Source organism: Desulfobaculum xiamenense (assembly GCF_011927665.1).
Taxonomy (GTDB): Bacteria; Desulfobacterota; Desulfovibrionia; order Desulfovibrionales; family Desulfovibrionaceae; genus Desulfobaculum; species Desulfobaculum xiamenense.
The window spans coordinates 1,423,223-1,448,449 of record NZ_JAATJA010000001.1; the positions used below are offsets into that span (position 1 = coordinate 1,423,223).

Genomic DNA, 25,227 nt, shown 5'->3' on the forward strand with positions numbered 1-25,227 from the left:
CCATGACGCGAGCACAGCCCACGCCGATCAATCCGGTCTTCGCCATTACGGCGGGGGGCGTCGTCGCGGCGACCATAGCAGCGCTCGCCTCCCCGACCCCGGCGCTGGCCCTGCTGCCGGGGCTGGCCGTGCTCATGCTCCTCGCACTGGCGAAGCGCCCGCACTGGGGCTATTACGCCATCATCTGGCTCATCCCCTTCGGTGCCTATCGCGAGCTTCCGGGACCGCTCGGATTCGTAAAAATCCACTGGCTGCTGGCATTCTGCCTCATCGCCTTCGTCATCCTACGGGCACTGGCGCAGCGCCGTCTTCCGGATGCGACGCACGCGCGACTGTGGGGCCCATTCACCCTGCTCATGGTCATAAGCGCCATTTCGGCGGCGCTCTCGCCCTACCCGCACCTCTCGTGGCGCAACGTGGCGCTATTCGTCGTGGCAGCCATGTACATGGGACTGACCATGGTCCACGTGGACCGGACGGGATACGTGCGCGTCCTACCGCAGGTGCTCCTGTGGAGCGTCACGGTCGGCTCCTGCCTTGCGGCGCTGGGCTTCTTCTTCGACATCCCGCTCTTCGCGGAGAAGGTGGGCGGAGACTTCAAGCGCGGGCTGGGCACCGCTCCGGACCCCAATAACATGGCGCTCATGATCATTTTCACCATGCCCTTTCTGGCGCACTGGTTCTTCACCACGCGCAGGAAGCTCGTGCGTGTGCTGGTGCCTGGCCTCATGGGCGTGAACGCCCTTGGCATGGTGACCACCTATTCCCGAGGTGGGGCGCTCCTCATGGCGCTGACCATCGTCGCCATCGCCATACAGCACCGCGAGAACTTCGCGCCCCGCCATGTGGGGCTGGCGCTGGCGGGGCTCGCCATCGCCACAGCAACAACGCTGACCATTGTTCCGGCCTCGTACTGGGAACGCCAACAGTCCCTCGTGACCGCGGAGGACCTGTCCATCAAGCGCCGCGCGTCGTACCTCATCGTCGCGTGGGACGCCTTTCGCCAGCGCCCCCTCACCGGTTGGGGGCCGGGCACCTTCCGCCAACTCTACGCAGAATCGCCACAGGCGCAGCAATACGTCCGCCCCGGCAGGTCGAAGCTCCGCCCGGCCCACAACACCTATGTGGAGATGCTCGTGGGGACGGGACTCATCGGCATGGCCGTCTACCTGCACATCCTCGCCCGCACCATGCTCGACCTGCGACGCGCCAGACGCCTCTTCGCCGCATCGGGCGACACGCAAGCCGCCAGAATCACCAGCACCTACATCGTGTCCTTCGGCGCACTGCTGCTCTTCCTGCTCATGTTCAGCGACGAATACCACAAATATCTGCTGCTCGCGCTGGCCCTCTCGCAGGTGGCGAAACGCTTCGCACAGGAAAGGGAGGAATCGCCATGACCCTCGCATGGATCGTCTTCGCGCTATGCGTTATGGGACTTGCGGCCCTCTTCGTCCTGTATCCCGTCCTGCTGACCCTGCGGATTTCCTTCGTCAGGCGCGGCCAGCCACAGCAGGAACAGCAGACGCAGCCTCCGACGGTGACGGTCATCGTCGCCGCGCGAAACGCCGCGCCCCTCGTGGGGGACAAGATTGCCAACACGCTCGGGCTGGACTACCCGGCGGACCGGCTCTCGCTCATCATCGTCTCGGACGGATCGCTGGACGGCACGTTCGCCGTAGCGCGGGCCGCCGCGGACGAGCGGACCACAGTCATCGAGGTTCCCGAGCATCGGGGCAAGATTCACGCGCTCAACCTCGCCGTTCGCGAGGCCCGAAGCGACGTGCTCGTGTTCAGCGACGTGGACGCCATACTGGAGCGTGACGCGCTGCTGTGGCTGGTCGCCCCACTCGCGGACGACGCAATCGGCGGCGTGTGCGGACGGCGCGTCATCGGCCGCGACGACGTGCGCCTCGTCCTCGCGCAGGAACGCTACTTCCACCTCGACAGCCTCATAAAGCGGCTGGAAAGCCGGACAGGGAGCCTGACCTCCAACGACGGCAAGCTTTACGCCGTCCGCCGCGAACTCTTCACCCCCATCCCCGAGGCCGTCACCGACGACCTCTACGTCGCGCTCAGCGTGGTGGAGGCAGGTCGCCGCTTCGTCTACGAACCTGCAGCCATCGCCACGGTTCGCGTCCCCTCGCGCACGGCTCCCCACGAATTGCGACGCAGGCGGCGCATCGTCGGCCAGAGTCTGCGCGGCGTGCTCCTGCGGCCGCATCTGCTTCTGCCGACGCACTACGGCATGTTCGCGATGGGCCTATTCATCAACAAGATTCTTCGCCGGATGATGCCCTTCCTGCTGGCAGGGCTGTTCGCGTCGAGCATTCCCCTTGCCGCCGAATCGGCATGGGTCGCGGTACTGCTGGCCGCGCAGACGGCCTGCTATCTGCTCGGCGCGCTGTGGCCATTCCTGCGCAGGGCGCAAGGTATTGCGCATGCCCTCAACCGGCTCAGCCAGACCTGCTTCTACGTCATGCTCGGAAATCTGGGGATGACGCTTGGCGCATGGGATTTCCTATGCGGACGCAGCGCCGGGCGCTGGGAACCGGAAAAGGACGATGCACTCTGCGCGGACACGGCGGAATCATCATCGCCGACCATCGCCTACGTCATGTCGCGCTTCCCCAAGATCACCGAGACCTTCATCCTGTACGAACTACTGGAACTGGAACGACGCGGCATGCGCGTGCTCGTCTACCCGCTCATCCTGCACGAGGAGCCGAAACGTCACCCCGAGGTCGACACGATCATGCCCCGCGTGCGCACGGAACCGTTTCTCTCCGGTCGCGTCATCGCCGCCAACGTGGCACTGCTCACGGAGCACCCGCTGCGCTACCTACGGGCAGCGGCCGAGGCCCTCGGCGGCACCATGGGCAACGCCAACCATTTCCTGCGCACCCTCATCCTGTTTCCGAAAATCGTCTGGATGGCGCGGGACATGGCGCTGTGCGGCATCCGCCACGTGCATGCCCACTTCGCCACGCACCCGGCGCTTGCGGCCCTCGTCATCAAGCGCCTTGCGGGCATCGGGTACTCCATCACCGCCCACGCCCACGACATTCAGATCACCACCCGCATGCTCGATCGCAAATTCGAGGAAGCGGCCTTTGCCGTAACCATCTCGGATTTCAACCGCTCGCTGCTCGCGAACATCGTCGGCCCGGAGGCGACATCACGCATCCACGTGATACGATGCGGCATCGATCCGCAGACCTTCATCCCCCGCGAGCATCCGGACGTTTCCCCGGACGCCGCGAAGGACGCCCCAGTGAACCTCCTGTGCGTGGCATCATACAAGGATATGAAGGGACACGCCCACCTCGTGGAGGCCTGCCGCCTCCTTGCCGTACGGGGCGTCCCCTTCGTATGCAGGCTGGTGGGAGACGGCCCGCTACGCACGGACGTAGCGCGGCGCATCCGGCAGGCGGATCTCGAACGCGAGGTGCTCATGCTCGGCCCGCTGCCCCGCCCACGCGTGGCGCAGCTCATGCGCGAGGCGGACATCGCGGTGCTGGCCAGCGTACGCGGGGCGCGCGGCGACATGGAGGGCATTCCCGTCTTCCTCATGGAAGCCATGGCCTGCGCGCTGCCCGTCGTCTCGACGCGCCTGTCGGGCATTCCGGAACTCGTCGAGCACGGCGAGACGGGCCTGCTGGTCCCCCCCGCCGATCCCATCGCCCTCGCATGGGCACTGGCGGAACTCTCACGGGCCTCCTCGGAGCGCATCCGAATGGGCATGGCCGGTCGAACAAAGGTGCTGCGGGACTACGACCTCGCACGCAACACGGGCCGCCTCGCGCAGCTGCTCACCGCACATGCGGATAGGCTCGTATTCCCCGCCACCGACATCTCGCAGACAGCACGGGAAGTGCCGGAATGAGCGCCACACCGCACGCCGGACGAACCATCGCCGAATACGCGTTGAGCAACGTATTCCGGCAGGGTCTCGGCATCGTAAGCGCCGTGGTGCGCCCCATGCTGCTCTCGCCGGAACTCTACGGCCTGTGGAACCTGCTCAAGACCATCCCGCCGTATGCGTCCTTCGCGCATCTGGGCGCACGCCCGGCCGCACGCTACCGCATTCCTTACAATGCGGGCGGCGGTGCCGACGCGGAAAATACCCGCATAGAGGACACCATCTTCGTCGGCTCGCTCCTGACGAACCTGCCCATCGTCATCGGCGCGTCGGCATGGGCCTTCATCGGCGAATCGACCCCCGAAGCCCGCTGGGGCATGCTGACCGTGGCCGCATGGATACTGCTCAACTGGTACCACGAGCACCTGCTGACCCTCCAGAAGGCGCATCAGGGATTTCGAGCCATCTCCGCGGCCAACTACGTCATCTCGCTGGCCATGTTCTGCCTGCTGCCGCTCATCCTCGTCATGTCCATCTACGGACTCTACGCGTCCATGCTGCTGGCCACAGCGGCGGGCACGCTCATCCTGCGACGGGACCTGCGGCGCTCGCAGCGGCCCCGGTTCGACTTTCGGCTGTACGCGGACCTCGTACGCCACGGCCTGCCCATCATGCTCTTCACGCTCACGGTGCTCGCCGCCCGCACCTGCGACCGCTTCCTCATCGCCTCGCTCATCGGCACGCGGGAGCTGGGATACTACGGCATCGCCACCATGATCCTGACCTTCATCATGAACATCCCCACGGCCACGCGCGAGGTCATGGAGCCGCAACTCATGCGCGACCTGCACGTCGCCGACGAGGACACAGCCCTGCGCGACTACCTCTTCCGCCCGCTGTTCACCACAGCCTACGCCATGCCGCTCATCCTCGCGCCCGTGTTCACGCTGGCACCGACGGCGGTGCGCCTGCTTTTGCCCCAGTACGTGCCAGGAATTCCTAGTGTCCACATCCTCGCTGCGGGGAGCTTCTTCCTCGGGCTCATCTACATCACGCGGGGCATCGTGGTGGCCCGTGGCTGGCAGACCTCCGCCGCCATTGTTGGAGGCTGCGCCGTGGCGCTGAACATCGCCCTCAGCGCTGGACTCGTCCGCGCAGGGTTCGGCATCGAAGGCGTGGCCGTCGGCGCATCGGTGGGCTACGTCCTGTTCTTCTGGGGCATCTGCCGCCTCATGCACACGCGAAGCAACGGGCACATCCGTGGCTGGACACGGACCATGATCGCCACGACCATCCCCTTCGTGGTGATGGTCGCCAGCGCTGCCTGCGTCATCGCGCTCATGGACGCGAGCGGACTTCCCGCCCTCGTCGCCCCGGTCCTTGGCCTGTGCGTATACGGGGCCGTCAACGTGGGCACAGTCATGGTCGCACGTCGCCTGTATCCCGAACTCTCGGACTTCACCATCCGCGCCCTTCTCGGGCGAGGCGAAAAGGAAAAGGTGCGGCATGATCATCAACGCCTGCGCTGACGACCTCTGCCTCGACTTCCACGGCATCGTCACCGTCCGCGCGGCTGGCAGCACGCCCGACGTCCGCAAGGCGCTCAAACGCGCATACGCCCCATTCCTGCGCGAACCGCTCCAGTGCGCGGAGTCCATCCGCATCCGTCCCTTCGTCTCGCAGGAGCTTCCGCCGTCGGCCTTCGCCATTCCCAAGGCACAGGACCATTTCTTCGCAATCACCCACGGCAGCGACGCGCTGGTGGTCTTCCCGCGCTACGGACGCCCCGATGTCGTCATCCGCCTTTCGGACCCCATGGAAATCCTTCATGCAAACCGGCCGGGCTGCGCCTCCCGCGTGCTAGACGCGCTGTACATGACCATCCAGCTTGCGCTCCTGCCCCGGGGCGGGACGCTGTTCAAGGGCGCGGCAACGCTTCGCGACGGACAATGCGCCGTACTCACCGGCGTCTCCGGCGCGGGCAAGACGTCGCTCCTCCTCGGGCTTCTGCGCGACGGCTGGGATTACCTCTCGGACAACACCTTCATCCTGCATGACGGCGTGGCGCATCTTTTCCGCAGCTACGCGGTGTACAACATCCACCACCTCACCCACATGCCGTGGGTCTTCGAGCACGCGGCTGCGCAGGCGGTGAACGTGCCGCTACGCCGCCTGCGCTCGCTGCTGCACGGCCTGCTCCTGCGGTGCATGCCGCCCGCCATCACCCGCAGCCACAAGGTCCGACGCGTCACGGACCCCTACCTCACGGCAGAACCGCATCAGCTCTTTCCAGACTGCAAGATACACCAACGCGCCCGCCCCTCGCTGTGGGTCATCCTCTCCCACGCGGACCACTACGCCTTCAGGCCGCTCGACCGGGAGGAAGCCATCGTCCGCATGGAGGCCATACAGGCGCTGACCCATCCCGACCGCGAGGCGCTGACCCATCAGCTCGGGCTACTCGGCAGACGACGCGAGGCCGGGTGCGCCCCTGTGCTTCCCGCCAATCTCACCGGGGAATTCCGCTTGGCCGAGTTGCCGCGAAACGTCCCCATTCGCGAACTCCACGCCCGCATCGGAAACGACATCGCCACCGTCCTACACGCGCATCCCGCACCGGAGGCCACCACGCCATGAAGAGCGCGAGCATCGTCATCCCCACCTACAACCGCCCGGCGGAACTGGAGGCATGCCTGCGCTCCATCCTCGGGCAGAGCGTCGCTCCGCTCGAAGTCATCGTGGTGGACGACGGCAATCTTGCGCAGGTTCCCCTCGCGCCCGATTTTGAAACGCGGGGCATCCGGCTCGTCCTGCACCGCAAGGACCGGCCCGGCCTCACGGAGTCCCGCAATGTCGGCGCGACGCTGGCGCGGGGCGATGTGATCCTCTACCTCGACGACGACACCGTGCTCTTCGCGGATTACGTGGAGCAGCTCCTCGCCGTGTACGAGCACCGCGACGTCGGCGGCGTGGGCGGCATCATCGACAATCCCAAACCGATGCGCCTGCCGCACCACATCCGCTACCTCTACGACCTCGTCTTCCTCAACCGGGGCCTACGCGAGGGGCGCGTGCTGCCGTCCGGGTTCTGCACGGACTTCGGCACCACATGGTTTCCCGTGCGCGAAACGCGCGAGGCGGATTTCGTAGACGGCGGGGTCAGTTCCTTCCGGCGCGAAATATTCGCGGACATGCGCTTCACCGAGCGCTACCGCGAGTTCGGCCTCGGCGAGGACAAGGACTTCTCCATCCGCGTGGCTCGCCGGTACGGCCTCGCCGTGACGCCCAACGCCCGCCTGCTGCATCACGAATCGCCGAAGATGCGCCCGGACAAGCGGCTGTGGGGCCGCAAATTCGTTCTGGGGCGGTACCTCTTCTTCCGCGATCATGTTAGGACGAAATGGTGGAGCTGGCTCGCCTTCGCATGGGCCCTCGCCGGATACCTGCTGGCGCGGACCATCATCGCGGCGCTGTCCCTGCGGCGCGATGAATTCCGCCGCGTGGCCGGAATACTCGGCGCAGCGCGTGACATCGCGCTCGGGCGCATCAGCCTTTCCAAAGCCGACAACAGGGAGGACGGAGCATGAGCATCCCGCGCATCGTCATGACCATCGCGCTCGCCCTCGCCTGCGCCATGCCCGCCATCGCGCAGGAACGCGACGAGGTAGTGCCCTACTCGGCCGACAGCCCATGGAACCTGCCCATAGGTCCCACCCCCGAATACGACCCGAACAGCGAGGTCTTCACACAAGCGTTGAGCGGCGTGTTCGGCATCGACCCCACGCGCTTCACCATGCCGGTATATGTCGTCTCCGCAGACACGCCACGGCGCAGCATCCGCCTGTCCGGCGTCTATTCGGAGGTCTCGCGCGACGGACGCATGCTCATTAAGCGCAAGGGGGAACCGGTCAGCGTACCGCTGCCGTCCGATGCAGAACCCGCCGCCGGAAGCGACGCGCAGATCATCGTCTGGAACCCGGACACGGGCGAGGAATGGGGATTTTGGCGGGTGAAGCGCAATGGCGAGGACTACGAAGCCGTCAACGGCTACAGTTACAACACGAACTGGAACGGCGTGTGCCCCTTTGGCTTCCTGAGCCGAGGCGCGGGCACGCCCTATCTGGTGGGACTGGTGCGACGCTTTGAAATCGAACGCGGGCGCATCGCCCACGCCATCGCCCTCGGGGTGAACTACCCAAGCCGCCTGTACGTCTACCCCGCCACCAAGAGCGATGGAAAGGGCCTGCCGCCCTCGTTGCCCTCGGGGGCGCGCCTGCAACTCGATCCCACACTCACGGACGCGGACTTCGAGCGCTGGGGACTGGACGAACCGGGAAAAATCATCGCGCGCGCATTGCAGGAATTCGGGATGATCGTCATCGACTCCAGCGGGCACCCCAAGCTCTACGCCGAATACGAGGGAACTGCGCACTGGAACGGCCTCGTCCACAAGGACACCGTCCGCGCCATCCCCTACTCGGCCTTCAGGGTGCTCAAGCTTTCCGCACCGTCGTCCCCGCCCCCGCCCACGAATCTCGCCGCAACAACCGACGCGACCAGCGTCAGCCTGACGTGGGATTCGTCGGTCTCCGCCACGCGCTATCGCATCCTGCGCCGCGCGCCGGGCGATAGGGACTACACACCGCTCGACGAATGGGTCACGAATACGAGCTACACGGATTCCACGGTGCACCACGGCCTGAAATACGCCTATGTCGTGCAGGCCATGAGCCACAACGGCGCAAGCCGCACCTCGCGCCGCGTGCGGGTGATCGTCGGCGAAGGGGCCGACGCGCCATGACCGGAAGGCAAATCCTGAACACGAGGACAACGCGTCGCTGCGCGATTTGGGCGCTGCTAGGCTTCGCGCTGGCCGTCGCGGCGTGGACGCTCGTCGCGCCGACCGCCGCGCACGCCAACGAGGCGGTCTATTCCATCCAGATCGCCGGGTACAAATCCCGCGAGAACGCGCTGAAGCAATACGCCATCCTTTCGCGGACCCTCGACGCCACAGCCTTCGCACAATTGCGCATCGAGACGTCCGGCAACCTGCACATGCTCCGCCTCGGCAGCTTCGCCACACGCGCCGAGGCGACAGACACGCTCAAGCGCCTCGCAGGGGCGTTGCCGGGTGCCTATGTCATCCACACCACGGTGAACCCTGCAGGGATCATCCTCCCGAAGCCCGATGCCGCTCCCAACGCCGGTCAGGGCCGCGCCGCCCGAGCCGAACCGAAACCCGCAACGTCGGCGGCCACGCCGACAGACCGCCCAACGAACGGTACAACCCCATCAGCGCCAGCCCCCAAGACGCGAAAGCTCATCGATCAACCCCACGCCGCACGGCCCGCCGCACAGAGGCAACCGCCCGCCGCCGTCGCGCCGCAAGCGCCAGAGCAGGACACAGCCTCCCGGCCGGAACGAATCGAAACGCCCCGAACGGTACGGCCCGCCACACAGAGCGCACCGTCGTCCCGATGGAATCCCGGCAATCCGCTGCTCATCCTCCTCGGCTTCGGGGCGGCCATGGCGGGCGGACTACTCGTCCACAGACTGCGCTAGGCCTGCGGCACCACTCCGACGGCCCGCGCGGCTACATCGCTCCGGCAGGCTTTCCGGCCACCCCGCAGTAGCCCTCGTCTTCCTCGCCCTGCCTGTCCGAATACCGGAAGCGCCACATCATGCACTGCGCCCCCAGACAGAACCTGAACTTCCCATCGCTGCTAGTCAAAAACGGGCAAGTCCTGAGTTTCGCCTCATCCTGTGGAAGCATCATGGAAGACCTCCTTTTCCGGATTGATGACAGCATGATAGCAAAGCGCCCCCCCCGTGCATAGCCCGCACGAACCCATCGCGACACACACTCGCCCTAAAGTCCGAAGCCATCCCGACCGATAAGACTTGTAGCGCTCAATCGGTCAAAGGTCGGAGGCACACATGGACATTACGAGCATCACATACGGTCCGAACGCCATAATGCCCCCCGTACAGGGGGCCTTCCGGCGCGGCCCGTCCGCCGTGCAGCCCGTCCCCCGCACGTCGGCGGGAACCGACGCCACCAAGGCCTTCGCCGACGACGTGGTCAAGCGCCTGCTCGCCAGCCCTTCCGGGGAAACGACCGAGACCGCCGACACCGCGACGCCCCTCGCCGCCGCCCTCGCCCAGTCCATGGACTTCATCCGCGCCAACTATGGCGATACGGCCGCGCAGGCCTCCATGGCCACCGTGCTCAAGCGCATCGGCTCCGGCGACGCGAACGAGGACGCCCTCGGTCAGGGCCTGCTCGACGTCCTGCGCCTCGTGGACCGCAACTACGGCTTCGCGGAGGGCGACCGGCTCATGAGCCAGTTCAACGGCGAGCTCAACGACGCCGTAAACGCGCACTTCGACAACGGCCTCATGGAGAAGTTCTACGCGGCTGGGCAGTCGAACCCCGTTGCCCGCGCCGTCCCGGCCGTCGTCGACAAGGTGCTGGAGTCCTTTGGCGAAAAAACCGCCGAGGGGGCCGCATCCATCCTGCGCGACAGCCTCGATCAGAACCTCTCCCCGTCCTCGCTACGCAAGGGGCTTGGGCGAATCGTGTCCCTCATCGCACGCCACCACGGCAAAGGCGCGGCAGCGAAATTCTCCGACTTTGCCAACTCGCTCCTCGATGGCGGAGAAACCGCGCCGAGCGCACAGCAAAACGCCCCGGCAACAGGGGCACTGCTCGACATCGCCGTCTAGCCTCCGGCATCCGTCTCCACCCGCTGAAATTCTCCGCGCCCATTGCACCGGGCGCGGAACTGTTCTATGGATGGTTCGTCCCGTCCAATTCCATCCATGCACGGACCCACCGGGCGGGCACCACCTTCCGTGCGCATCCGTCCGGGAGCCGACCAATGGCCGCCAAGGAAACACCCCAGCCACTGCCGAACGCCTACGATCCGCCTGCGGACACGCCGCCCCAGAACCCCGGCATTCCGCTCATCGTCTATCTCGGGCTGTTCATCTCGCTGACCATCCTGACCATCGCCACGACCATCGAACATGCGGACCAGAATCACAGCCGGGCCATGGACCTCACGCTGACGGCCATGGTTCCGCTGTTCGAAAGCAATCTTGAGGCCCCCGCCCCCGCGGCGCAAATCCAGCGCACCTTCGACGCCATGGCGATTCGCAGCGGCTTCACAGCCAACGTCACGGCCCCCGACACCACAGGCGTGCCAACCATCGTCGCCTCGACCGATCACAAGGCCATCGGCGGACCTGCCAGCGAGCGCCAAAGCCGCGTGCTACGCACGGGGCTACGCGAATTCGGAAGCTGTCTGCATCTCGGGCTTCCCGCCCTGTGCATCCATCACCCGCTCAAGGATGCCACGGGCCGCACTGCGGCGGTCTTGACCTTCATCACGCCCCACGCCAGCAACACATCCGTGGTCTGGCTCTATTCGGGCGTCACGGCCTTCCTGTTCATGCTCGTGGCCGTGCTGCTCCACCGCCAGCAGCGCAAGACGCATCGGGAGCTCGAACGCCGCAAACGCACCGAGGCCCAACTCCGGCAGATCATCGACCTCGTCCCGCACCTCATCTTCGCCAAGGACGAAAACAGCCGCTACATCCTCGCCAACACGACCGTAGCGGCCATCCACGGGCTGCACCCCTCCCAACTCATCGGCAGACGGCAGGACGAACTGACCTCGCCCACCCCGGAGCAGACGGTGCGCTACATGATGGACGACAGGCGGGTCATCCGCTCTGGCCGCCCGAAGCTCGGCTTCGAACAGGAAATCGACACGGCGGACGGCAAACGGCTGGTTCTCGTGGCCAGCAAGATTCCGTTCACCACGGCAGGACGTCCCGCAGTGCTCGGCGTTGGCATCGACATCACCGAACGCAAGGCCATGGAGGCGGAACTGCGGCGACACAGGGACAGACTGGAGGAATTGGTCGCGGAGCGCACACTGGAATTGGAAAGGACAAACACGAGACTCCTGCGCGAAGTGAACGAGCGCAAGGCCATACAGAAGATGATGCAGCAGTCCATTTCGGACAAGGAAGTCCTGCTGCACGAAGTCCACCACCGTGTGATGAACAATCTTCAGGTCATATCAGGGCTTGTAGACATGGCGGGACGCCGGGCCACGACACCGGAGATGCGTACACTCGCCGAGGATATCGGCGCGAAGATACACAGCATCAGCCTCGTCCACACCCAGCTTTACCAGAGCGAAAACCTCGACAACATTGATTTCGTCCGCTACGCGCACGACCTCTGCACGCACCTGCGGCACGTCTTCGGCATGCATCGCGTGCGTCTCGACTTCGACACCGCCCCCCTACGGCTGCCCATCGGCATGGCAAGCCCCTGCGGCATGGTGCTGAACGAACTCGTCAGCAACAGCTTCAAGCATGCCTTCCACGCCGAGAGAGCGGGCACCCTCCACGTCGGCATCCACACCTGCGACGGCACCGCCATTCTGACGGTGCGCGACGACGGACCGGGCCTCCCGCAGGGCTTCGTTCCCGCAGGGGCATCCGGCATGGGCATGCGGCTGGTGGCGAACATCGTCACTTTCCAACTCCGCGGCTCCCTCGACATGACAACCGAAAACGGAACCGCCGTCCGCATCGCCTTCCCGCTTCCCGCAAAGCCAGAACAGCCCGAGGCTCAAGAACCGAGCGACGCCTACCGGCCGCCGCGCACCAGCGCCAGCAGCATGACACACACGCAGACGGCCAATCCCGCTCCGGTGGCGAAGACGCCGTCGAGCCCCCACAGGGCGTAGGCTCCGCCCATCACCAGCGGCCCAAGCGTCTGCCCCACCCGCAGCACCATGCCGTTCAGGGCCATGAAGGCTCCGCGCTGTTCCATGGGCGCAAGCCCGGCCAGCATGGCCTGCACGTTGGGGATGTTCAAAGCCTGCGCGACACCGAACAGCAGTACGGGCAGAATCACGGCCCACATATCGGGCATGAGCGGAAGGAGTAGCGCGGACGCCGCATAGAGCATGAACGCGACCACGAGTAGCGAAAACGACCGGAAGCGCCGGGATAGCGTGCCGAGTTGCGTGGCGACCGTGGCGGAGGTGAAGCTCGACGCGGCGATGACAATGCCTATGGACGTCGGGTCGGCGTGGAAATTCCGGGCCAGATGGATGGGCAGGTAGGCGATGATGACGCCGTAGAGGATGATGAAGGTCGCTGCCGTGGTCAGGAACAGGGCCAGCACGCGAGGGGTGGCCGCCATGCGCGCGGCGCTTCGCATGTATTCCATGAACGCGCCGTTGCTGCGCGGCTCCGGCGCGTCAAGCCAGCGCCAGACCACCACGGCCAGCGGCAGGGCCAGAAGCGGCAACAGAAAAGGGCATCGCCAGCCGAACGCGGCCAGCGCTCCGCCCAGAAGCGGAAAGATCGTCGTACCTATGGAGAGGACGCTCGCGTTGTAGCCCATGGCCTGCAAGCGTTCCCGCCCCGAATACATGTCGCTTATGATGGTGGCGTTGAGCGCGCCGAGCGACGACGCACCAACCCCCTGCATGAAACGCAGGAGCAGCAGCACCCACAGCTTCGTGGTCATGGCGCACAACCCGCCGAACACGCCGAAACAGGCCAGCGCGGGCACGAGCACACGCTTTCGCCCGAAGCGGTCCGCCAGCACGCCGAACACCGGCGTGAACAGGACGCCCGGCAGCGTGAAGGCAGATATGAGCCACCAGGCCTGCGCGGGGGTGATGGACAGCGCGTCGAGCATGACGGGCAAGGCCGGGGCAATGCTCGAAACGCCCATCACGGCCATGAGCGTCACGCCGAAGAGTATCTGGAGATTGCGATGCAGGTACAGCCTGCCGATCTCGTCCGGAGGGGAGTTGTGCATGCGCAGCACCCTACACACAGGGGACTGCATTGTCTGCATTTTTCATGGCGGGACGGGCTTGTCAGACAGCGGACGCACCATCCGCCGGTTCTGCGCGCATGTGGACGAAGATATGACGGCCCGGCCGCGCAATGCGACCGGGCCGACTGCGACTAACGGCTTGTGGCGTCGAGAAACTTGTCGAGCAATTCGCGCGTCGCGGGATCGGAATAGATGTCCATATTCCGTAGCGATGCCGCCCGCGCCTTGAAGGAGGCGAGGTCCGGATTCTCGTCGACGATCATTCCGGCGTCCTTGAGCTTGGCAAGGAAGTCCGCGACATTAGTGCGGTTCCACGCCCGCTGGTAGCGGGCAGCGTCGCGCATGCAGGTTGCGATCAGGGTGCGCGTTTCCTCGGGCAGGGAGTTGAACCACCCGAGATTGGCGATGTCCACATGCGCGGAATACACATGGCCCGTCAGGCTCAGATACTTCTGCACCTCGAACAGGCGCGAGGTCCACACCACCCACAGGGGGTTCTCCTGCCCGTCGATGGTGCCCTGCTGCAACTCCGAATAGATGGGCCAGCCCATGGGCGTGGGATTCGCCCCCAGCGTGCGCCACAACTCCTTGTGCAACGTGGACTCCATGACCCGGATCTTGAGGCCCTTGGCGTCATCCACGGAGTGCACGGGGCGCACGTTGTTGGTGAGATTGCGAAAGCCGTTCTCCGAGAAGGCGATACCCTTGAAACCCGCTCGTTCGAGGCTCGCCAGCACCTCCTGCCCCAGCGGACCATCGAGCACCTCGTCCACCTGCTCGTAGTCGCGGAACATGAACGGGAAGCTGACCACCTTCACCTCGGGCACGAAGGTATCGAAGGGACCGAGGGTGATGATGGCCATCTCCACCGCGCCCATCTGCACCTGTTGCAGAATCGCCGTCTCCGTGCCGAGGGAGCCGCTGTGGAAGATGTCCACCGCGTATTCGCCACCGCTGCGCTCTTCCAACAGTTGGCCGAACTTCTCAGCCGTGACGTGCTGCCCCGAACCGGGAGGCATGACAATGCCGAGCTTGATGACGGTCCGCGCCGAAGCCTGCCCCGGCCACAGGACCGCGAGGCACAGCACGAGCAGCAGCGGAACGAAGGTCTTTCTGATCATGTGCGTCATCCCTTTCGCTAAATGTTGTTGCTTACGCAATGAGAAACACAAAAACCGTGCGTGCGCAAGCGAGGCTCGCGCTGCCTACACGTGCAGGGCCAAAAAGAAAAGCCCCCGGCAATCGGTCCGGGGGCCATTCGCACCCGAAGGCGCTGACAAGGGGTGGGCTACCAGGGCATGCGCTCGCGACCGGAGCGCTCCTTGGCGATATTCACGCGAAGCGGCCTGCCGCCGAACATGGCGCCATCCAGCGCCTCTATGGCGGCTTCTCCGCCTTGGTCCATTTCCACGAAACCGAAACCGCGAGGTCTGCCCGTGAACCGATCCTCGATGATTCGCACGGACGTGACGGTACCGTGCTCTTCGAACAGGGTCCGCACCTCTTCCTCAGAGGCACTGAATGGGAGGTTTCCGACATAGATGTTCTTCGTCGACATACAACCGCTCCTCAATGAATTTTGCTCACATCACCAATTGATGCGCTTGAAAAGGATTCACTGTGCTCAATATGCCATGGATGCATCAAAAATCAAGAGGGTTTGCAAAATCTTGCATGTCTTTTCGCACATTTCCGTCACGAAAGCATTCCACCAATAGCCAAACGCCGAGCATTTCACACCGCCATTGGCGGAATTTCAGCCATCCAGCATCTATTTCGCATTGGCATCCCGCCCATGTGCATCCAGGCTCCCGGCATCAAGGAACCACTCTGCGCCCGACACCTTCAGCCTTCCGACGGATGCTGCCACACGTACCAAGCACTCACACGCCACGAAGGGACATCTGTCTGAAATGCCTGCCAGATGCGGACTTTTCACGCGTTTTACGCAACCATTACAAACCCATACAAACCCGCCATGAAATGAAGTGGCATCACGGCAGGTTGCGACCAAAAAGCCGCACGCCACGGGCATTTTGCCTCTTTGGCGTTGACGCGCCAACGTGTTCGGCCGTATTCTCTTGAGTATGGACATCTCCGGCGTTCCAACTGGATTCCAACGCATGGCAGGCACCGCCAGCCTTCCACGCATGCTCGGATACACGCCGTCCATCTCCCCGCACTGATCGAGAACACGACCGAACGGAATCATTCCACGGCCCATGGGCCGCCTTGTTGTGAGGAGCACGACGGCGGGATTCATGCGATGACGGGCTACGGCCCCGAAACGTTGTGAAGGAGCACGACGTGGGACTCAACATAAGCTACAAACGATTGCTCTGTAGTGGCACCTGCGGACGCCGCAAGCTCCTTGAGCTGTTGGTGACCACGGAGGAAGGCTCCTATTCCGTCAACGAGGGCGACATCATCGACGTGGCGCACGGACGCGGCGACACGTCCACCCGACAACGCACCGCATGGCGAGAAGGCCAGCGTACGCCATCGTCAGGATGGGAACCGGACTATGAGATAGTGGTCTGGCAGGGAACGCAGGATTCCAACGCGAAAGGCATCGACAGCATCCGCAACCGCAGGACGCTGGCGCTACCGGAAACGGGGCTTGCGCAACTGGGACCGGGCATCGGCCCGTCCGAGGACGGACCGAGCTCCATACTGGACAGAAAAGTCTAGACGGCGGGTAGCTTGGAGAGGACGGATTCGGGCTTGGACCGCATGCGCCCCTCGCCCTCGCGCCAGTCCACGCGCATGGTCATGGAGATGCGTCCACAGTCGCTGCGCAGTTCCTCGAAGCACGCGGTGACCACGGCCATCACCTCACCCCATTCGCCCTCGATGCTGGTGCTCATGGGGCCGAGTTCGTACGGCAGGCCGCTGTCGCGAATCACCCGCAGCACGCGGGCCACGTAGGGGCTGAGGCTCTCCCCCACGCCAACCGGAAAAACCGTCAGATCGACGATGACGCTCATGATGCCCTCCCGGCGCTGACGCGCCACAAAGAAAAAGGCCGCGGAGTTCGCTCCGCGGCCTTGCATTTCGACTGCTACTTACCCCGCATCTGCCGTATCTGCTTCATGACCAGCTTCTGTGAGGCAAGGGCCTGCTTGGTCCGCAGTTCCTTGAGTTCCTCGCGGTCAACGTAGTAGATGGCTTCCGCCGGACAAATCTCGACACAGGCCGGTCCCATGCCGCGCCGCCTGCGCTCCGCGCACAGGTCGCACTTGGTGACCGGCACCACGCCGCCCGCATGGTAGATGGCCATGAACGGGCAGGCCTCCTTGCACTTCATGGCCCTACAGCCACGACACAGCGAGGGGTTGTGCAGCACGACGCCCTTGGCGTCCTTGCTGATGGCTCCAACGGGGCAGGCCTTGATGCACTGCGGGCTTTCGCAGTGGTGGCAATAGAGCGGAAAGGCCATTCCCTCGTCGGTCTGGGTCATCTGGATGCGCGGGATGCCATGCAGGAACTTACAGATCGCCTCGCACGACTCGCAACCGATGCACTTGGAATAGTCAACGAATTTCGTTTTCAGACAAACGTCCTTGTCCTCGGGCATGTTCTTCTCCGATGAACGCTTTCGTTTTCGGGGCTAGACGCGATTGGCCGACCAGTCGAGCCACTCTTCCATGGACCGTGCGGCTTCAAGGCCGCTGGTCACGGCCCAGCCGATCTTGCTGGGACCGTTCAGCGCGTCGCCAGCGAGAAACACGCCTTCCATGGGCGTCATGCGCGGCCAGCCGGTAGCCTGCTTGCGCACCTTGGCCAGTTCCACCCGATCCGCGGCGGGCACGGTGGGCATCTCGCCGACGGCGGTGATAACCATGTCCACCTCAATCACCTTGTTGGAACCGGACTCGGGGATGGGGCAGCGTCTGCCGCTCTCGTCCGGCTCACCAAGGGAGCACTGGATGTACTCCAGCGCCTCCACCCTGTCCTGTCCGAGAATGCGCACAGGCAGCGTCAGTTCCTTCCAGACCATGCCACGGTCGTGCAGGAGCGCGACCTCATAGGGACCGGCCGGTGCCTCGTTGCTGGTGCGGCGATAAAGCATGTAGACCTTCTCGGCGTTACTGCGCAGGGCGCAGTCCGCCGCGTCCACGGCGGAGAGGCCGCCGCCGACGATGGCCACGCGCTTGCCCGCCGCGTCGGCAACGCAAATGTCCTTGGTGCACGCCGCACCGCGTAGCGGAAAGAGATATTCGAGGCCGGAGAGTACGCCGGGCAGGTCTTCGCCGGGAATGCCCATGCGCCGCGAGCGCCACGACCCGGTGCACAGCAGAACGGCATCGAAGCGGCGGCGAAGGTCCTCAAGAACGACGGTTTCCTGCACCAGCTCGTCACCCTCGTCGTGGACATCCTCGCCCTCGCCAACAACCTTGACCCGAGGGTGAAACACCACGCCGTAGTGCTCGACCAGCCGCCGGGCCGCGGCCTCGATGCGATCCATGGGTAGCCGGACGTCCGGAATGCCGAAATACAGCAAGCCGCCCGGCTTGGGCATCTTGTCGAACATTTCCACGCGGTAGCCTTGGCAGGCCAAATATCCCGACGCGGCCATCCCGGATGGCCCGGCACCGACCACGGCAACACTGCGGCCGTTGGGCTCGCCGGGAGTATCGCGGAACAGGCCGTAATTCATGCCTTTACTCATGAGGTTCCCCTTTTCGATTTCCACGGTACCGCCGTGGGAGTCCACTCTGCAAGGGAGTTCGTCGTACAGATTACCGGATTTGCTGCGCACGCACAATGAATGGCGCCGCAGGGGGGATTGTGATTCACATATTTCGCAGGGCCTGTCCACCGCGTTTTTCCCCGCAACTGGCCGCCAGTCCTGACGACTCGGGAAACGGACCACGCTGCCGCGCCCGGACGTCCACCCGTTCGGCCCGCCGGGAAGGTGGACACCGAATCGGCTCCAATATGCCCGCCGGGCTTGCCTTTTCACTATTGAGCCTGTACGGGTGTTCGCCCCGAAGCCATGGGCTTGCCGCCCTGCTTGCGGGACTGCTACACTGGTCATGCGCCGCAGGACGCGGCGCACGCAACATCTGCCCAATCATTCGCAGCAGCGCCAAGCCGACCGAATCATGCACACACTTCTCCGCCTCGTCTCCCGCCTGAGCCATGCGCTCAACGCACTTGCGCAATGGGCGCTCATGCTTTGCGGCATGGGCATGGTCGCCGTCATCGGCCTTCAGGTCTTCTTCCGCTACGTCCTGAACGATTCCCTGTTCTGGTCCGAGGAATTGGGCCGGATGCTCCTCGTATGGCTGACCTTTCTCGGTGCCAGCGTTGCCTACAGGCGCGGCGCGCACATCGGCGTGGACATCCTCTCCGCCAGCCTGCCCCGCACGCCACGGCGCGTGGTGGGCGTCATCTCGCATCTGGTGTGCCTCGCCTTCTTCGCGCTGGTCGCCTACCACGGATTCAGATTCCTCGATCTGCTGAAATTCCAGAGCACTACGAGCCTCGGCGTAAGCAGGCAGGTGCCGTTCATCATGGTCCCAGTGGGGGCGGCGCTCATGTTCCTGCACGGGCTGGCCTTCCTGCTTGAAGACCTGATCGGCGGTGATGACCGATGAGCCTCGCACTGTTCGCCATCCTGCTGGTCCTCTTCCTGCTCAACGTACCCATCGCCATGGCCATCGGCGCAGCGACGGTGGGCGTCTTCGCCCTGCGCGGCGACGCGAGCCTCATGGTGGCCGTCAGCCGCATGTATGCCGGGGCGGACTCCTTTCCGCTCATGGCCGTGCCGCTATTCATGATCGCCGGTCAGATCATGGAAGCTGGCGGCATCTCGCGGCGCATCGTCGCCTTCGCCGAGTCGCTGGTGGGCTGGCTGCCTGGCGGACTGGCCGCCGTGTCCATCGTTTCCGCCATGTTCTTTGGCGGCATCTCCGGCTCCGCTGCGGCGGACACCGCCGCCGTGGGCGGCATGCTCATCCCGGCCATGGCCCGAAACGGCTACCCGCGCGGATTCGCCGGTGCAGTGCAGGCGGCTGGCGGCTCCATCGGCGTCATCATCCCCCCGAGCATCCCGATGATCGTCTTCGGCTTCCTGACCGGGGCGAGCATCGGCAAGCTCTTCGCGGCGGGCATTCTGCCGGGCCTGCTCATGGGCGTATCGCTGGTGGGCATGGCCGTCTATCTGTCGCGACGCGAGGGCATCGGGCTTCGCGAGCGCAGGAGCTTCTCCATCAGAAACATGCTGCGCAGCGCACGCTCCGCGCTGTGGGCGCTCGGCGCGCCAACCATCATCCTTGGCGGCATTCTCGGCGGCGTGTTCACGGCCACGGAATCGGCGGCCATCGCAGTGATCTACGCGCTGCTCGTGGGCATGTTCGTTTACCGAGAACTGCGCCCATCCGCGCTGCCGCGCCTGTTCATCCACGCCTCCATCACCGCTGGCGTGACCATGTTCATCATCGCGCAGGCCACTGCCTTCTCATGGCTGTTGACCATTGAGCAGATACCCCAGACGCTGTCGGCGGCCATTCTCTCCGTCACGAACAACCCGGTGGCGCTGCTTCTGCTGGTGAACCTCGTCCTGCTGGTGGCTGGCACCTTCGTGGAAACCACCGCCGCGCTCATCCTGCTCGTGCCGGTCATCGTGCCCATGCTCCCGGCGCTGGGCATCGACCTCGTGCACCTCGGCACCATCGTGGTGGTCAACCTCGCCATCGGCATGCTCACCCCGCCGCTCGGCATCTGTCTCATCGTCTCATGCGGCATCGCGGGGACGCGTCTGGCGGACATCAGCCTGCGCGTAATGCCCTTCCTGCTGGTTCTGTTGGCGGACCTCGCGCTGGTCACGTTCTGGTCGCCGCTCACGACACTGCTTCCGCGCCTGATAGGTTGAGATATCGAAACATCAGACGCACGACGGTTGACATGACAGCCCGCGTGCAGTTCAATCGTCCGAGAATCCCCGCCCGCAAAACGGAGGTCCGGACATGCACACCACCACCGCGGACGTTCAGGAGCTGAAGCTGCTGGCCGACCTCGCACGCATGACGCAGACCAGCGCATCGCGTCAGGACCTCGTCGACTCCGCAACGTGGGTTCTACCGAGGCTTCTCGCCGACTCCCACGGAGACCTCCACCTGAACGCCGAACCGGGCGGCCCATTGCAGACGGCATGCCGCTGGGGACAAGCTCCGGCCGAATGGCACATCCCGCCGACGGGCTGCCCCGCGCTGACCGTGGCCCACCCCGTCGGGTGCGACAGCCGCAGCACCCCGGCCTGCGCGCACATCTGCCCGGACGCGACGCAAGCCCACTACTGCGTGCCCCTCGTCTGCGGGACAGACATCCACGGACTCCTACGTATCGGCGATGCACTGCCCGATAAGGACATCATGCACCACCGCAGCCTCACAGCATCGGGACTGCTCGCCATGGGACTGACGATCCACACCCTGCGCGGCCGCCTGCGTACGGAAGCCATGACCGATCCACTCACCGGCCTCTTCACCCGCCGCTACCTCGAAGAAACCTTCTCCCGCGAGCGCAGCCGCGCGCAACGAGCGCAACGCTGCATCGGTGTCGTGCTCACGGACATCGACCGGCTGGGCGAAATCAACGAACGCTTCGGCCCGTCTGCGGGGGACACAGTCGTGCGCGAGGTGGGGGTGCTGCTCGGCGCTTCGGTGCGCGGGTCGGACCTCCCCTGCCGCGACGAGGGCGGCGCGTTCCTGCTCTTGGTCATCGACAGTTCCCACAACGACACACTGAACAGGGCCGAGGAACTACGCCACGCCGTGGAACGGCTGGACATCACACATCTGGGGCGGAAAATCGGCGCAATGGGCATTTCGGCAGGGGTGGCCACATTCCCGGACCACGGGCACGAGCTGGACGACCTGATCGCCGCATGCAGGCAGGCCCTCGCACGCGCCAAGAAATCGGGCCGCAACCTCGTCTTCGGCGTAGACTCCCCGCCCCTCTCGCGCTGAACGCACGACGAGGCGGGGAACCCCGCTAACGAAACAGATCCACAGTGAAGGTGTCGATGCCGATCATGACGGCGACATCGAAAAGGACGGCGGCAAGCGCAATGACGCCCCAGCCGACGCGCCGCACACGCTCCGGCCGAAAGGCCATGTGACGACGCAGATGGCGAAAGGCCGCCGCGACCACGTCGCACGCCACGGCAAAAGGCGGAAAACCGAGAAAGCCCAGAATGGGCATCTCGAAGACATGCAGCACGTCCACGAAGGGCACGGTGTAGTACCACTTGGCCCCGGCCCGGAAATTCCAGCATTCCCACAGCCCGCCGCAGATCAGCCCCGCAGCGAGCGCCAAGAGCAGCCTGCGCGGACGCCCCGTGGCCAGAAGCCGCAGGTGCGAGCGCGCCCCGCACGCGTACAGCCACGGTTCCAGCAGGAATATCGGCGCACCCCACACGAGGGGAAAGAAGTACCTCGGCCACGCAAGCGGCAGGACCAGACACGCCACCCCAAGGGCGACCATCGGCCAACGCAGGCGCGAAGCGTTGCCAAGCTCCTTCCACGTCACATCCTCCCACAGCCCGAAGTACTCCAGAAAACGCCCGGTGACGGACAATGCGGGAAGCACCGTGGCATAGGCGAGAACGTACCCCGTCCAGCGCACGGGAAGCGATGCGGGAACGCCGATGTAGTGCCAGTTGCCCAGCCGGAAATTCACGGCCTCGAAGGCCAGCCACAGCGTCAGCGACAGCGGCAGGGACAGCCAGAAGCTGCGCGGGCGCTCATAGAGCGTGGAGAACCCGCCCATAAGCGTCAACAGCGATTCCATCCCGAAGATATAGGGCCACCACGCGAACAGGAAGAAATGCGTATGGAACGGCTCCATGCGAAAACTCATGCCTGCGGCGGCAGAGCAGAATACCGCCAGCGAGATCGCCAGCACGACGACGGCCACGGCGTTTCTCGACAGGTTCATGCCCGGCCCTCCATCGCTTCCACGCGGCTCATCGCGTCCCATCCCCGGACAGTGCCTCCAGCACGCCCATGACGGCGGCGACGTCCATGTCCGACCGACCGCGCGCGCATGCGGCACGGTAGAGTTGCGACACGGCGTTGGCAGCGGGTGTTGCCGCGCCCGCTGCTGCGGCGGTGTCGAGGATGGCCCGCATGTCGCGGTCCATGTTGCGCAGGGCGAACTGCGCCGGATAGGCCCCGGTGCGCAGCATGTCCTGCTTCGCGGCGAAGAGGTCGCAAGCCAGCGGCCCGGAATCGAGCACGTCGAAGAGCGTGGCGTCATCCAGCCCGCCGCGTCGCCCAAAGTTCAGCATCTCGCCCACACCCTCCATCATCACGCCCAGAAGCAGATTCACGACCATCTTGGCCATGGCTCCCTGCCCTTGTGCTCCGCAGTGGATGACCTTGCGCCCCATGGTCAGGAAAAGCGGCCGCAGGGCGTCGACCACTTCGGCAGGACCGCCCGCCAGCACCACCAGCCGCCCCTCCTCGGCGGGTCTCCGCGAGCCGGACACCGGCGCATCCACACAGGCCACGCCAAGTGGGCGCAGGCTCGCCGCGATCTCACGAGCGTAGGCCGGGGCCATGGTGCCCATATTCACGAAGACCGAGTGCGGTCCCATGCCGCGCGCGCAGCCGTCCTCACCCGTCAGCAACGCCAGCACGGCCTCCGGTCCCGGCACCATGGTCACCACCACGTCGGAGCGCTCGGCGAGCTCGCGCGGCGTGGCGGCAACGAATGCCCCCAGTTCGCGCAGCATGGCGCACTTCTCCCGCGTCCGGTTGTAGACCGTCAGCGGATAGCCATTCCTCAATATGTTCTCGGCCATGGGACGGCCCATCGTGCCAAGGCCCATGAACCCGATTCGCTTCTTCATGTCATCCTCTCGATATTGCCATTTTCCGGCGGCGTACCCGGTGTGCATACCCTGCCGCCGCCCCCTTGACCAGCCCGGAGCGCATCCCGGGCATTGCCTTTTGTAACGAGTTGGGGTTTCATCGGGGATACCACAACCGGCAGGGAGAGGTACACGGTGGATACGGCAATCGGCAAGACGGCAGAACGCGTCCTCGTGGTGGACGACAATCCCGTGATCTGCGAGGCGCTGGCCATGGCCCTCACGGATGAGGGCTTCGACGCCACGCCCCGCTTCGGCGTGCAGGAAGCGCTGACCGCCGCGCGGGGGGCGGACTTCGCCCTCGCCTTTGTGGACGTGCGCCTTCCGGGCATGAGCGGCATGGAGCTGGCGGTAAAGCTTCGCGAGCTGCTCCCCGCCCTCGAACTCGTGTTCATCAGTGCGGCAGGAACCACCAACGACCTCATCCGCGCCATGCAAACCGGGGCCTTCGACTACATCCTCAAGCCCTTCACGCCCGACAGTCTGCGCCTCACCCTCGAACGCTATCGCGAACGTCGCGCCCTCAAGCGCCGTCTTGAACTTGCAGAACAGCGCCACACCACGCTGCTGCACAGCATCCCCCTCGTCATCTACAGCCTGCGCGAGGATCTCTCGCTAAGCTTCATCAACCACGCGGCACGGCTCGTTCTCGGCTTCACCCCGGAAGAGGCCATGAGCACTCCGAACTGGTTTATCGAACGCGTCAGCCAGCAGGACCGCCCCCGCGTGAGCGAGACGCTCCGACACGCCTTTGCCAGCCACGAACCCCTTTCCGTGGAATGTCGGCTGACCCACCGCCAGGGTTTCGACGTGCACGGCTACGTGAAAACCATGCCCGCCACGCAATCCGCCACTGACGAAGCGGGCACCCGGCATCTCGACGGCATCTTCATGGACATCACCGAACGCGTGCATCTCGAACGCCTCACCGCACAGGACGCGCGGCTCTCGACCATTGGCGCGATCTCCGACGAGGTGGCCCACGAAATCAGAAACCCGCTGATGGCCATTGGCGGATTCGCCCGCAGGCTGCACGCCAAGGCCCCCGATATGCCAGAGACGGAAATCATTCTGCGCGAATCCCTGCGCCTCGAAAAACTCCTCGACCGCATCCGAGGCTACCTCGACCCCATGCCGATCACGACGCAACCCGCCAACATCCACGATATCCTGACGGGCTGCATTGGCACACATCTACCCGTACTCGAACAGTCCGGCGTCGAGGTGGTGGTCGATATCGCGGAGGTTCTGCCACAGGCGCTGGCCGATCCGGATGCCCTGTGCCGCGTGCTCGGCATCCTGCTCGGCGATGCGGCCAAGACGCTCGCGCACGGTCGGGAGCTGACCATCCGCGCCCTCTACACGCCAAAATCCGTGTTCATCAGAGTCAGCTACGCCCTCGCCGACCAGCGCGACATGAACCCCGAGCGACTGGACCTGCCCTTCGAGGATGGCGGTCTGGGCCTGCCGCTGTGCTACCGCCTCGTCAAACAGATGGGCGGACTCATGACCATGACGCGGGAAAACGGTAGCGCGGCCTTCACCATCAACCTCAACCGCCTCCCACCCGCCGTCTGAACCGTACCGGGTGACAAACCCGCCCCT

The 25,227-nt window shown here is 65.0% G+C and carries 23 protein-coding genes; 14 read left to right on the forward strand and 9 right to left on the reverse strand.

The genetic code is table 11. From position 1 onward, the window contains the following. Window positions 1-2 precede the first annotated feature (2 nt). The 7 genes from GGQ74_RS06500 to GGQ74_RS06530 are packed head-to-tail and all read left to right on the forward strand — an operon-like array spanning window position 3 to window position 9,424. Window positions 3-1,400, forward strand: coding sequence for an O-antigen ligase family protein (locus tag GGQ74_RS06500; protein WP_167940683.1), 1,398 nt, complete (start codon window positions 3-5; stop codon window positions 1,398-1,400). Next, entirely contained in the window at window positions 1,397-3,886 is a 2,490-nt protein-coding gene (locus tag GGQ74_RS06505) for a glycosyltransferase (protein ID WP_167940684.1), read from the forward strand. The genes GGQ74_RS06500 and GGQ74_RS06505 overlap by 4 nt, the downstream gene beginning before the upstream one ends. Beyond that, the gene (locus GGQ74_RS06510; protein ID WP_167940685.1) at window positions 3,883-5,391 is read left to right on the forward strand and encodes a lipopolysaccharide biosynthesis protein; all 1,509 of its coding nucleotides are present in this window, start codon (window positions 3,883-3,885) and stop codon (window positions 5,389-5,391) included. The genes GGQ74_RS06505 and GGQ74_RS06510 overlap by 4 nt, the downstream gene beginning before the upstream one ends. After that, entirely contained in the window at window positions 5,369-6,499 is a 1,131-nt protein-coding gene (locus GGQ74_RS06515; RefSeq protein WP_167940686.1) for a hypothetical protein, read from the forward strand. The genes GGQ74_RS06510 and GGQ74_RS06515 overlap by 23 nt, the downstream gene beginning before the upstream one ends. Continuing rightward, on the forward strand, window positions 6,496-7,449 hold the full coding sequence (locus GGQ74_RS06520; protein ID WP_167940687.1) for a glycosyltransferase family 2 protein: 954 nt from the start codon (window positions 6,496-6,498) through the stop codon (window positions 7,447-7,449). Before GGQ74_RS06515 ends, GGQ74_RS06520 begins: the two co-directional genes overlap by 4 nt. Beyond that, the gene (locus GGQ74_RS06525; protein ID WP_167940688.1) at window positions 7,446-8,663 is read left to right on the forward strand and encodes a hypothetical protein; all 1,218 of its coding nucleotides are present in this window, start codon (window positions 7,446-7,448) and stop codon (window positions 8,661-8,663) included. The genes GGQ74_RS06520 and GGQ74_RS06525 overlap by 4 nt, the downstream gene beginning before the upstream one ends. Then, window positions 8,660-9,424 carry an SPOR domain-containing protein gene (locus GGQ74_RS06530; RefSeq protein WP_167940689.1) on the forward strand — a complete coding sequence of 255 codons (765 nt, stop codon included), beginning with the start codon at window positions 8,660-8,662 and terminating at the stop codon, window positions 9,422-9,424. The genes GGQ74_RS06525 and GGQ74_RS06530 overlap by 4 nt, the downstream gene beginning before the upstream one ends. 31 nt (window positions 9,425-9,455) lie before the next feature. On the opposite strand, the gene GGQ74_RS06535 is transcribed toward GGQ74_RS06530, so the two are convergent. Then, the gene (locus tag GGQ74_RS06535; protein WP_167940690.1) at window positions 9,456-9,638 is read right to left on the reverse strand and encodes a hypothetical protein; all 183 of its coding nucleotides are present in this window, start codon (window positions 9,636-9,638) and stop codon (window positions 9,456-9,458) included. Window positions 9,639-9,799: 161 nt separating this feature from the next. Between GGQ74_RS06535 and GGQ74_RS06540 the strand changes: the two genes are divergently transcribed. Next, on the forward strand, window positions 9,800-10,588 hold the full coding sequence (locus GGQ74_RS06540; protein ID WP_167940691.1) for a hypothetical protein: 789 nt from the start codon (window positions 9,800-9,802) through the stop codon (window positions 10,586-10,588). Window positions 10,589-10,743: 155 nt separating this feature from the next. Then, window positions 10,744-12,630: a sensor histidine kinase gene (locus GGQ74_RS06545; protein WP_167940692.1), complete on the forward strand. Its 1,887-nt coding sequence runs from the start codon at window positions 10,744-10,746 to the stop codon at window positions 12,628-12,630. Here the strand turns inward: GGQ74_RS06545 and GGQ74_RS06550 are convergent. The 3 genes from GGQ74_RS06550 to GGQ74_RS06560 form a co-directional block, all read right to left on the reverse strand. After that, complete coding sequence (locus tag GGQ74_RS06550) at window positions 12,531-13,718, reverse strand: MFS transporter (RefSeq protein WP_167940693.1); 1,188 nt, start codon at window positions 13,716-13,718, stop codon at window positions 12,531-12,533. The genes GGQ74_RS06545 and GGQ74_RS06550 overlap by 100 nt on opposite strands. Window positions 13,719-13,870: 152 nt before the next feature. Next, window positions 13,871-14,860, reverse strand: a complete 990-nt coding sequence (locus tag GGQ74_RS06555; protein WP_245168132.1) for a TRAP transporter substrate-binding protein — start codon at window positions 14,858-14,860, stop codon at window positions 13,871-13,873. Window positions 14,861-15,027: 167 nt separating this feature from the next. After that, the gene (locus GGQ74_RS06560; RefSeq protein ID WP_167940695.1) at window positions 15,028-15,297 is read right to left on the reverse strand and encodes an RNA recognition motif domain-containing protein; all 270 of its coding nucleotides are present in this window, start codon (window positions 15,295-15,297) and stop codon (window positions 15,028-15,030) included. Between the two features lie 749 nt (window positions 15,298-16,046). Between GGQ74_RS06560 and GGQ74_RS06565 the strand changes: the two genes are divergently transcribed. Continuing rightward, complete coding sequence (locus GGQ74_RS06565) at window positions 16,047-16,430, forward strand: hypothetical protein (RefSeq protein ID WP_167940696.1); 384 nt, start codon at window positions 16,047-16,049, stop codon at window positions 16,428-16,430. Here GGQ74_RS06565 and GGQ74_RS06570 read toward each other — a convergent pair. From GGQ74_RS06570 to GGQ74_RS06580, 3 genes are all read right to left on the reverse strand, one after another. Then, window positions 16,427-16,726, reverse strand: coding sequence for an MTH1187 family thiamine-binding protein (locus GGQ74_RS06570; RefSeq protein ID WP_167940697.1), 300 nt, complete (start codon window positions 16,724-16,726; stop codon window positions 16,427-16,429). The two genes, GGQ74_RS06565 and GGQ74_RS06570, sit on opposite strands and share 4 nt — an antisense overlap. A gap of 74 nt (window positions 16,727-16,800) precedes the next feature. Next, the gene (locus GGQ74_RS06575; protein ID WP_167940698.1) at window positions 16,801-17,316 is read right to left on the reverse strand and encodes a 4Fe-4S dicluster domain-containing protein; all 516 of its coding nucleotides are present in this window, start codon (window positions 17,314-17,316) and stop codon (window positions 16,801-16,803) included. Between the two features lie 33 nt (window positions 17,317-17,349). Further along, the gene (locus GGQ74_RS06580; protein WP_167940699.1) at window positions 17,350-18,411 is read right to left on the reverse strand and encodes an FAD-dependent oxidoreductase; all 1,062 of its coding nucleotides are present in this window, start codon (window positions 18,409-18,411) and stop codon (window positions 17,350-17,352) included. Between the two features lie 436 nt (window positions 18,412-18,847). Between GGQ74_RS06580 and GGQ74_RS06585 the strand changes: the two genes are divergently transcribed. The 3 genes from GGQ74_RS06585 to GGQ74_RS06595 all read left to right on the forward strand — a co-directional run bounded on the left by GGQ74_RS06585 (window position 18,848) and on the right by GGQ74_RS06595 (window position 21,715). Further along, a complete protein-coding gene (locus GGQ74_RS06585; protein WP_167940700.1) occupies window positions 18,848-19,342 on the forward strand; it encodes a TRAP transporter small permease in 495 nt (164 codons plus the stop codon). Continuing rightward, entirely contained in the window at window positions 19,339-20,619 is a 1,281-nt protein-coding gene (locus GGQ74_RS06590; protein WP_167940701.1) for a TRAP transporter large permease, read from the forward strand. The genes GGQ74_RS06585 and GGQ74_RS06590 overlap by 4 nt, the downstream gene beginning before the upstream one ends. A gap of 94 nt (window positions 20,620-20,713) precedes the next feature. Then, window positions 20,714-21,715 carry a diguanylate cyclase gene (locus GGQ74_RS06595; RefSeq protein WP_167940702.1) on the forward strand — a complete coding sequence of 334 codons (1,002 nt, stop codon included), beginning with the start codon at window positions 20,714-20,716 and terminating at the stop codon, window positions 21,713-21,715. Window positions 21,716-21,740: 25 nt separating this feature from the next. On the opposite strand, the gene GGQ74_RS06600 is transcribed toward GGQ74_RS06595, so the two are convergent. Continuing rightward, window positions 21,741-22,685, reverse strand: a complete 945-nt coding sequence (locus GGQ74_RS06600) for a hypothetical protein (protein WP_167940703.1) — start codon at window positions 22,683-22,685, stop codon at window positions 21,741-21,743. Window positions 22,686-22,713: 28 nt separating this feature from the next. After that, window positions 22,714-23,649 (reverse strand): NAD(P)-dependent oxidoreductase, encoded by a 936-nt coding sequence (locus GGQ74_RS06605; protein WP_167940704.1) that lies wholly within the window; start codon window positions 23,647-23,649, stop codon window positions 22,714-22,716. 108 nt (window positions 23,650-23,757) lie between these two features. Between GGQ74_RS06605 and GGQ74_RS06610 the strand changes: the two genes are divergently transcribed. Next, the gene (locus tag GGQ74_RS06610; RefSeq protein ID WP_167940705.1) at window positions 23,758-25,200 is read left to right on the forward strand and encodes a response regulator; all 1,443 of its coding nucleotides are present in this window, start codon (window positions 23,758-23,760) and stop codon (window positions 25,198-25,200) included. The last annotated feature ends 27 nt before the right edge of the window (window positions 25,201-25,227 follow it).